The sequence below is a fragment of the Campylobacter sp. 2457A genome, from assembly GCF_020135895.1.
Lineage (GTDB): Bacteria > Campylobacterota > Campylobacteria > Campylobacterales > Campylobacteraceae > Campylobacter_D > Campylobacter_D taeniopygiae.
Genome location: NZ_JACHTO010000092.1, coordinates 1 through 521 on the forward strand (window position 1 = coordinate 1; position 521 = coordinate 521).

1 protein-coding gene is annotated in these 521 nt (G+C 26.9%); it reads right to left on the bottom strand.

The features are described 5' to 3' along the window. The coding region (locus tag H2280_RS08480) for an AMP-binding protein (RefSeq protein ID WP_337216264.1) at positions 1 to 520 on the bottom strand (520 nt) is incomplete at its 3' end. Position 521: the final 1 nt, after the last annotated feature.

Sequence of the window (521 nt, forward strand, 5' to 3'; positions counted from 1 at the left end):
CTATACTTACTCCTTTAGGAATTCCAGTGCTCCCACTAGTAAAAAGTACATAAAGTAAATTAGTATCGATATGGTTTTCTTTAGCTTTAGTGATTAGATTTTCATCGATATTAAAACTTTTAAAATTTTCTATATAAAGAGTAGGTAAATTTAAATCTAATTTTAATTCTTTAGAAGTGATTAGAAGTTTTGGTTTTAAAACTTCTATAACTTTTTCTATTCTTTCTTTAGGACTTTTTTCATCTAAGAGTGTATAAAAGTTTCCACTTAAGGCTACACCAAAAAAAGAAATCAAACAATCAATGCTTTTAGGTAAGATAATAAGAATGGCTTTTTGCAAAGGTAAGGTATCATTATCTAAAGTTCTTAAAATTTCACTGGCAACTTTTTTAGAATAAAGATCAAATTCTTTATAAGTGATTTCTTTTTTACCTTCTTTAGCAAAAGGTTCAACAAAGGCTATTTTTTCACTAAAATTTTCAACGCTTTTTTCTAGGAAGTTATAGATGTGGGTGAGCATG